This window comes from Aeromonas sp. sia0103 (assembly GCF_963895295.1).
Classification (GTDB): domain Bacteria; phylum Pseudomonadota; class Gammaproteobacteria; order Enterobacterales; family Aeromonadaceae; genus Aeromonas; species Aeromonas encheleia.
In genome coordinates, this window is sequence record NZ_CAWQKG010000014.1 from 1 (window position 1) to 988 (window position 988).

Annotated in this window: 1 protein-coding gene; it reads left to right on the forward strand. The window is 65.7% G+C overall.

Annotated features, from left to right (window positions below):
• Nucleotides 1–988, forward strand: a 988-nt coding sequence (locus AACW18_RS08390; protein WP_256352023.1) for a DUF5801 repeats-in-toxin domain-containing protein, incomplete at both ends; no start/stop codon positions are given.

Sequence of the window (988 nt, forward strand, 5' to 3'; positions counted from 1 at the left end):
CCGACCCTGACGGTGGAGGCCAATGGCGAAGCCGTGGCAGCGCTGGCGGTGACGCTGGATGAAACTACCGGTGCGGCCGACCACTATGCCAATGGCGAAGGGGCCGATGGCTATGTTAACGACGATGCGCCGGGGGCCCTGGCCCGGGTCACCACCCAGGTGGTGGGCGGGCTGGTCAGCTTGTTCAACGTGGGGGGCAGCTATGGCTCGGACGGTGCCGGCACGCTGAGCGGCACGATGAGCTTCACTGGCGTCCCGCTGGGTGGCCTGTCAACCAATCTGAGTGCCACCGACGGCGGAGCCATCACCCTGGTGGCCGTTGGCAGCGGCACCCTCAACGGTGTGGACGGCGATGGCAACATTGTCTTCAGCATCCAGATCGTCGATGTAGGCGGTGGCGTGCTGCAACTGCAAACCACCCAATTCGAAGCGCTGGCACATGGCAGCGACGGACTGTTTGACGAAGCGCTGAGCCTGCTGCTGAATCAGGGCAGCCTGGCGCTGCAGTATGAGGTGATCCGTACCGACGCCGATGGCGATCCGGTGAGGGTCTCGGACAGCATCGTGCTGGCCGATGGCGAGCGCTCGGTGTTCAGCTTCGACGACGATGGCCCGACCCTGACGGTGGAGGCCAATGGCGAAGCCGTGGCAGCGCTGGCGGTGACGCTGGATGAAACTACCGGTGCGGCCGACCACTATGCCAATGGCGAAGGGGCCGATGGCTATGTTAACGACGATGCGCCGGGGGCCCTGGCCCGGGTCACCACCCAGGTGGTGGGCGGGCTGGTCAGCTTGTTCAACGTGGGGGGCAGCTATGGCTCGGACGGTGCCGGCACGCTGAGCGGCACGATGAGCTTCACTGGCGTCCCGCTGGGTGGCCTGTCAACCAATCTGAGTGCCACCGACGGCGGAGCCATCACCCTGGTGGCCGTTGGCAGCGGCACCCTCAACGGTGTGGACGGCGATGGCAACATTGTCTTCAGCATCC